The sequence below is a fragment of the Microcoleus sp. PH2017_09_SFU_O_A genome (genome assembly GCF_020738625.1).
In the GTDB taxonomy this organism is placed as follows: Bacteria; Cyanobacteriota; Cyanobacteriia; order Cyanobacteriales; family Microcoleaceae; genus Microcoleus.
On record NZ_JAEQCF010000122.1, the window covers coordinates 20,888 to 28,555 of the forward strand.

The 7,668-nt window shown below is 46.4% G+C and carries 8 protein-coding genes; 4 read left to right on the forward strand and 4 right to left on the reverse strand.

Translation table 11 applies throughout. The features are described from left to right. Positions 1-213 precede the first annotated feature (213 nt). The 4 genes from fabD (at position 214) to JGK16_RS30395 (ending at position 3,938) form a co-directional block, all read left to right on the forward strand. Complete coding sequence (fabD, locus tag JGK16_RS30380; RefSeq protein ID WP_293192140.1) at positions 214-1,095, forward strand: ACP S-malonyltransferase; 882 nt, start codon at positions 214-216, stop codon at positions 1,093-1,095. A gap of 349 nt (positions 1,096-1,444) precedes the next feature. Further along, positions 1,445-2,158 (forward strand): PspA/IM30 family protein, encoded by a 714-nt coding sequence (locus JGK16_RS30385; protein WP_293183075.1) that lies wholly within the window; start codon positions 1,445-1,447, stop codon positions 2,156-2,158. 10 nt (positions 2,159-2,168) lie between these two features. Beyond that, the gene (locus JGK16_RS30390) at positions 2,169-3,113 is read left to right on the forward strand and encodes a phosphate ABC transporter substrate-binding protein (protein ID WP_293192142.1); all 945 of its coding nucleotides are present in this window, start codon (positions 2,169-2,171) and stop codon (positions 3,111-3,113) included. 186 nt (positions 3,114-3,299) lie between these two features. Further along, a complete protein-coding gene (locus JGK16_RS30395; RefSeq protein WP_293183079.1) occupies positions 3,300-3,938 on the forward strand; it encodes a lysophospholipid acyltransferase family protein in 639 nt (212 codons plus the stop codon). 228 nt (positions 3,939-4,166) lie between these two features. Here the strand turns inward: JGK16_RS30395 and JGK16_RS30400 are convergent, their stop codons facing one another. The 4 genes from JGK16_RS30400 to JGK16_RS30415 form a co-directional block, all read right to left on the reverse strand. Beyond that, positions 4,167-4,757 (reverse strand): YdcF family protein, encoded by a 591-nt coding sequence (locus JGK16_RS30400; protein WP_293183081.1) that lies wholly within the window; start codon positions 4,755-4,757, stop codon positions 4,167-4,169. Between the two features lie 611 nt (positions 4,758-5,368). Next, positions 5,369-6,199: a GUN4 domain-containing protein gene (locus JGK16_RS30405; protein ID WP_293192144.1), complete on the reverse strand. Its 831-nt coding sequence runs from the start codon at positions 6,197-6,199 to the stop codon at positions 5,369-5,371. Between the two features lie 6 nt (positions 6,200-6,205). Further along, a complete protein-coding gene (locus JGK16_RS30410) occupies positions 6,206-6,685 on the reverse strand; it encodes a transposase (RefSeq protein ID WP_293192147.1) in 480 nt (159 codons plus the stop codon). A 15-nt stretch (positions 6,686-6,700) separates the two neighbouring features. After that, the gene (locus JGK16_RS30415; RefSeq protein ID WP_293192150.1) at positions 6,701-7,372 is read right to left on the reverse strand and encodes a transposase; all 672 of its coding nucleotides are present in this window, start codon (positions 7,370-7,372) and stop codon (positions 6,701-6,703) included. Between the last annotated feature and the right edge of the window lie 296 nt (positions 7,373-7,668).

The window sequence follows — 7,668 nt, forward strand, 5'->3', positions numbered from 1 at the left end:
AAAATTTTACTACGGCGATCGACCTGAATTAAAGTAGCAAAAAAAATATAAACCTCGAAAAAAGCGCAGTTATTATGTTATAGTTGTGAGTCGCGAGTAGATAGTTCGTGAACCGAAAGATAGCGGATACCAGTCAGCGAACTCAGAAGCGGGAAACAAAGAATTTTTGCAATCACTTTCTTAGCAACCACCAATTAGCAGATTACCGGAAAAATGACTAAAACAGCATGGGTATTTCCCGGACAAGGTTCCCAGGCGATCGGGATGGGTGCAGACTTATTAAACTTGCCAGCAGCCAAAGCTAAATTTGAGCTGGCTAAAGAAATTTTAGGCTGGTCTGTCCCTGAAGTTTGCCAAAAAGAAGAAGCAAAACTATCTCGGACTCTCTACACTCAGCCTTGCTTGTTCGTAGTAGAAAGCATTTTGGCAGACTTAATGCGAGAAAAGAGCGATCGACCCGCAGTAGTTGCCGGTCACAGTTTAGGAGAATATGTTGCCCTGTACGCAGCAGGCGTCTTTGACTTTGAAACGGGATTGCGCTTAGTCAAACGCCGCGCCGAACTGATGGAGACTGCCTCCGGCGGGCAAATGGTGGCGTTGATCGGCTTCGACAGGCAGGAATTAGAACTGCAAATTCAATACAGCCGAGATGTGGTGCTCGCCAACGATAACAGCGAAGCACAAGTAGTGATTTCTGGCACGCCGACAGCAGTAGAAGATTTGCTAGCCAAAATAAAAGTCAAACGCGCGGTTAAATTGAATGTTTCCGGTGCGTTTCACTCTCCCCTGATGGCCGGGGTGGCGGCAGAGTTTCAACTAGCGTTAAAGTCGGCAAGGTTTTCCGATGCTAAAATGCTGGTACTCTCGAACTCAGAACCGACAGCGACTACTAGCGCAGCTACTCTAAAACAGCGGTTGAATTATCAAATGACTAAAGGCGTGCGCTGGCGAGAAATTTCTCTGCAATTGCCACAACAAGGAATCGATCGCGTAGTGGAAATTGGCCCAGGTAAAGTTCTCACAGGTTTGATCAAACGGACTTGTCCAAATTTAGCGCTGGTAAATGTCAGCAGTTTTGCAGATTTGCCCGCTTAATCTATTGTTAACCGATTATTCAGCCGCAGGCTTTCAACAGTTGACAGTTGACAGTTGACAGTTGACAGTTGACAGTTTAAGAGCGACCTCTACCTAGAAGGAAGAGGATTGGAGTAATGAATAGTCTGATTCTTTCTGGTAAAATTGAGTTAATCGATCAGAAAATTGCCGAAAAATAAATAGCACAACAGGAAAATTTTACTACGACCTGTTGTGCAAATTGGCGATGGACGATTCAGACAGCTAGAAAATCTCGATTAAATATAATGTAGATATCGATCGCGCTTGAGGTCGATCGGCAAATTCTGATTTAAACTAGGAATAAAAATCAAGCTAATCCGGTACTTATATGAAAAAAGCTATTTACTGGCTGATGGGCGAAAAAGCCGGCAGAACCATAGTAGGCGGGTGGAACTGGCTGTGGGGACTTCCCGTAGAATCCGGTGGTAAAATTTCAGTCGCCGTAGCCGAAGAGTCGCTGCGATCGATGCAAGAATCCGTCCAAAAGCTCGCAGAAGCAGTTTCTAAACAAGTTGCAGCCTACCAGCGCACCAAAACAAAATATGAAGAAAAAGTTAGAGAGATGCAAACTTTAGAGCGCCAAGCCAAGACAGCCAACCGCAACGGCAACGAAGAAGCAGCCCGCTTAGCCATATCTAAGGTAATTCAGATAGAAAAAATCCTGCCGCAGTACGAAGATGCAGTAAAACAAGCCGAACAGTTTGTGAACGCTTCCAAAGACAAGCTGAATCGAGAGCGCACGAAGCTGGAAGCCTACAAAACCGATATGCAAAACATGAAAGATATGGTCGAGATTAACGAAGCTCTCGGCGCCATATCCAAAGTCAACAACGATCTTAATATTGATTCAGCTCGATCGCAATTTGAACAAGCCAAAAATGCCGTCGAAAAGCATAACCTCGAACAGCAAGCTTTAGCAGAAATATCTGAGAACCCCCAAGAAAGACTTCAGGCAGAATTAGAAAACATGACCGAAGATGATGAAGTCAGTCGCAGGCTGCAAATGTTAGACGATTCCGACGATAAACAACTTCCGAACTAAGGAGAATTTTATGGCTAAGAGCGGGCCTCCCCCCATAGTTTTTATTTTTTTATTCCTGTTCCTCGCAGCCGGTGGCTGGTTTGTTCAGAAAAAACCAGCGGCACAGGATGCTAACAATTCCTCCAATCCCCCAACACCCGCAGGCGGTGGCAGTTCCAACCCGCTTCCCGTTGCGCCCGCAGCCGGCTTAGCATCGCCTGTTGCTGCTAGTTCCTTTGCACTACCAGTTGCCGTACCTGCGGGCACGGCGGTGAGAATTGACGGTTCTACCAGCATGGTGACAATCAATCTCAACCTTAAGAATGGCTTTCAAGCCAAGTTTCCCAGCACTACAGTCGATGCCAAAGCAAATGGTTCTGCAAAAGGAATTCAGGATTTGGTGGCGGGAACAGCCGATATTGCTGCGATATCGACCCCTTTGAATGCCCAAGACCAAGCTAGGGGTTTGGCAGTTGTGCCGGTTGCTTTAGATAGAATTGCGATCGTAGTCGGCACTAACAACCCGTTTCAAGGAGGTTTAACTGCTGCTCAAGTTCAAGACATTTTCAAGGGAAATGCTCAAGACTGGTCAAAAGTCGGCGGTTCAGCAGGCCCGATTAAGGTAATTAACAGGCCCGAAATTAGCGGAACTCACCAAACTTTTAAAGAACAAGTGCTCGGAGGCGGTAGTTTTGGTACTGGGCCAAATTTTGCTACGCTCGATCGAGATGCGACAACTCCGCTGCTGCAAGCTTTAGGTAACAACGGCATCGGCTATGCCACTTTCGCTCAAGTTGTCAATCAGAAAACGGTGAGGGTTGTACCCGTAGACGGTGCGACGCCGGAAGCCCCCAATTATCGCTATCAGCGCCAGTTGTACTACGCTTACAAAAATCCCCCCAGCCAAGCGGTTAAGGATTTCTTGGGTTACGCGACTTCCGAGGAAGGAAAAAAAGCGATGCTAGCCGGAAATTAACAGGCCTGAGTTAGCCATCAACTCGCGGGTGTGTCCCTGCGGGAATTATCGTCTCTATTTCAAGTTATGCGATCGCGATGCACCCGCGCATCATTACGTCCTGCGTTTTTTTGCAAGTCCTAGTTAATTTTACAGAGCGGAACTGATAGGCTAAAATTCAGTGTAATTTAAAATCTAAGGTTTTCCGTGAGCAAAAGTCGCGAACCAGTCGAAAGTTTACTTCTTTACTATTTATTCAAGTGGTCAATTGTCAGCCCGATGCTGCACCTTTACTTTCGGGGGCGCATCTACGGTGCAGAAAATGTGCCAGCAGAAGGCCCATTTGTGGTAGTCAGCAATCACGCCAGCGATTTCGATCCGCCGATTTTATCTAGTTCCATGAGGCGGCCAGTGGCATTTATGGCAAAGGAAGAGTTATTTAAAGTTCCTATTTTGAAGCAGGCAATTACGCTTTATGGTGCCTATCCAGTCAAGCGGGAAAGTGCCGATCGCAGTGCAATTCGATCGGCTATCCAGTCTTTAGAAAATGGATGGGCTACGGGTGTATTTTTGCAGGGAACTCGGACGCCAGACGGTAGAATTACTGATCCGAAATTGGGGGCTGCGCTGATAGCTGCTAAGGCAAAAGCACCGCTATTACCCGTTAGTTTGTGGGGAACTCATGCGATCGCATCCAAAGGTTCAATAGTGCCGCGTCCGGTGCCGCTGACGGTGCGAATTGGCAAGCTAATTGAGGCGCCCGCTTCGTCGGATCGCGCGGAATTGGAAGCGCTGACTCAAAGATGTGCAACTGAGATTAATGCGATGCACGATTTGGGTCGCTGAACCGGGCGAATAGAATTCGCACGCCAGACAAACAAAACCCACTCCAAGCGGGTTGAAGAACGGGCGGTTAAAGTTACGTTATTTTCTTCATTCGGCGTCCGGCGGAATTCGTTTTTGTAGTTTGACCTCTTACTCTGATGACGGGCGCTTCGCCACATAAGCGCTTCGCGCTGGCTTCGCCTACGAGTAAGAGGTCAAAAGCGGTTTCAACCGCCGTCCTTTCTTTGTCTATTCAATTCTGGCTTGGCTGAAGTTAGCGCCTGTATAACCCGTAGTCAGCCACATAATGGCTCTAGCGCCGTCGCGGAGAGCTTTTTGCACGGGTTCGGGGGTTCGCCCAGACGGAACTGCTACAGGCTTAAAACTAATCCCTCGACTGCCGAGCACGATTTCGCCAATAATCTGAGCTCGCCGCATATGATCGTCAGAAGTGATCAGATACACGCTCTCAATCCCTTGAGCTTTCAATTCATCTACCAGGGTGGTAAAATTTGTTACCGTATCCACTGCTCTGTAGTCTAAGTGCAGGCGATCGGACTTAATTCCCGCTTCTGAAAACACCCATTCGGCGAACTCAGGATTGCTCCCAGAAGACACCCAAATCGGCAATTGAGGGTGCGATCGAGCAAATTTGGCGGCAAACACCTCTCGCTCCGTAGCCCCACCTAGAACCAACAAAGCTTGGGGTCTCTGAAATTCGCTCTTAAGCTGCTGATAGCCAAACCAAAACGCCATCAAAAGCCCTAGTAGGAACCAAAAATTGGGTGAATTCCTCAAACGCGGGTAACGCCGCCTGTTTAAATTTATTCTCAACCACATCTAAACCTATAAAAACTTTATTTAGCTGACACAGGAACCATAACAAAAAATACCGCACGTACAACCCACTAACAGGAATTAAAAATTAAAATTTAAACAATGGTCAGAGGATTTTAGATTTTAGATTTTAGATTTTGGATTGAATATACAGGTTAACGCATATGCAAAGCAGAAGGATAAAACTTAGGGTTTACCCTTCTGCTTTTAATTGTTCTTGATTTTTAACGGGACTGGCCGGGTTCGAACCGGCGACCTAGCGCTTCAGATTTGTGTGAGTTTCCCCACTCTCCGGACTATTCCTTCACCGTAGGCTTGCGGCCTTTAGGTGGTGGCCGTATGTTTAGGAGGTTTTATGGTGTTTACTTCCTAAAGCCAGTCTCTGCACCTTCCTTACCTAAACAAAATTTAGATAAAGCTTGGCTCAAGATTACCGTATCTGCTGTCAGACTTAGGCTTCCTTGAGTTTGACCACATTCACTCCCAGAGTTTCCTCGCAGGGTGCCCGATTCTTCAGGAGGCGCTTGCTCTATCCATCTGAGCCACAGCCCCAGTTGCTGAACCGTTTTGATTATAGCAGGTAATGGCGATTTTGAATTTTTTATTTTGGATGATTAGCGATCGCCCGTAGCAACTCTCCCGACAATGCGGGCAAAGTTTTCTGCTGCGGTGAGTTTACCAGCACCGTAACAAGCGCGATGTCTCCAGGCGGTAACGGGGAGGTGTCCGGGGGGAGCATTTTCGCTGAATGAGAGCTCGCTGTAATATTTCCAATTTTCTTTGACTCGCCAGCCGAGTCGATCGCACAATTGGGTATAATTTCCGGCGGTACTTTCCCAAATCTGTTGTTGTACGGTGAATCCAAACCGCCCGCTGCTGTGTTGTTGCCAAAGTTTGTCGATCGTGCGAAGGTCTGTAAGAGGAAACCCGTCAATATCGGCTGCACTCAGCCAGCCTTCGTCTTCCCTGACAGAGATTTGCAGCAAAATTTCCCAAGTATGTTCGTCTGCTTTGCGCCATTTTCCAGTTTCTAACAGCTTTGTCAGTTGTCGGTAATCCATCCCCACTTCAGAGATAGCCGGAGTTTGGTCAGGTAAGGCGCCGATTTTCTCTTCCAGTCGCAGTAAAGTGCTGGTAATGGATTCGGGATTGAGTTGTTCGAGGCGGTACAGAACCCATTCTAACTGAGATTGCAGGTACGCGCGGGCGATCGCACCTTGCTGTAATTCCTCTTGCAACTCGTCAAATCTGGCTGACCAATTTTGTTGATTGCGGGCCGATTCCCACATTTGTTTTGCCCACTGCAATCGAACTTGTTCTTGTTTTAAATAAGTTTTGGAAGGCTTAGCACGCTGCGGGTAGGGAGTCAAATCCCAGCCACAAATCGAGCAAAACTCTGCTTTTTTTTCTAGGTACTCAGCACCGCACACTGGACAGTCAGACATAGTAAATTACCCAGCACTGACCTGAGTACAGGTACAGTGTGGGCTTTCAATAGCCCTGAAATGATCTTGCAAATTGCAAAATAATCTCGAACCTTCAGGCTTATTTACGGAAGCCCCAATAACAGCAATATTCTTACTGCCGTTTAAGTCGGCATCACCTTTCCATCCACAATGACCACAAGCAAACTTTTTGCCATTCCTATAAGACTCACCCTTTACAGGATGAATATGGTTGCACTTGTGGCACATTTGGCTAGTGTATCTAGGCTCGACAAACAAAATCTTGACGCTATGCTTTATGGCTTTGTATATTAGGAATTGGCGCAACTGAAAAAATGCCCAGCTATTGCTAAGTCTCCGCTCTTTTTTCGAGCGTGGCTGCTGATTTGTGCGCTCCCTAATTCCCGTCAAATCTTCCAAAGCGATCGCTTGATTTTTGTTTTGAGCCTTAGTTACGATACGGTGACTGATAGTGTGATTTACCAATGTCTGAAAGCGCTTTCAAGAGCCCGACAACCGTTTCAACAATTCTCGACATCTACGCCGAGAACTGCGCGTGCCCTTCGTGGCTTTTTGTTGGAGGTTTGCTCTCAACTTGGCATAATGATTTCTAACTTGGGTAATTTGTTTACCGCTAAATGTATCTCCATCAGAAGTAACTGCAATGTCAGTCCTACCCAAATCACAGCCCAAAACTCGATCGCTTGGTGGAGGTTCGACGGGCATAGATTCAAGCTGAATATTAAGATAGTAACTACCATCATTGCGTTTGCACAAAGTAGCAGTCTTTGGGTTTTGACCTTTCAACAATCCAAGTTGGTAGTTTCCGATAGCCAGTACAAACCGTTCCCTACCACCAGTAGTAGTCAAACTTACCGTCCAATCTTTTTCCCTGAAAGAAAAGATACGAGCATCGTAAGTGACGCTAGTAGGAGTAAATTTATTGACCGACTTCCCATCTTTTTTGGCTGTTTTTCTGTTACCAGAAACCCGTCTGATAGCATGGATTGCCAACTGCGCCGAAAGTCCAAACATATCTCTGACATCGTGATATATCAAGGATTGCATCGCCAATTCGTTTGTCAGAGTTGGCGATACAGTTTGATTCACATATTCGCAAGCATTCGCGAACGCCTGAAGTGTTGCATCAATTTTGATGGACTGCTCAGGCATTACTTGGAGTTTGCAAGATACTGTCAGGACTTGTTTCATGACAAGATTCTATCATGTATTGAAGAAAGTCTGTCTGCGTTTATCAATAATTTGTTCAGCTATGCAAGCCTCACGCGCATTCCTCCCGTCACTCAAGTTCGTACCGTGTTTGGTGCGGGACTCCTGTTGTTTTAGTTGAAGTAAATTCAGTTGCCAAGTAATTAGGGCTTGCTGAAAAATCAATCACATATTGCGTGGCATAGGTTTAGATGGCGCGAGGGAGAAAAAAGTGCAAGATAAACAGGTAATATAGATCA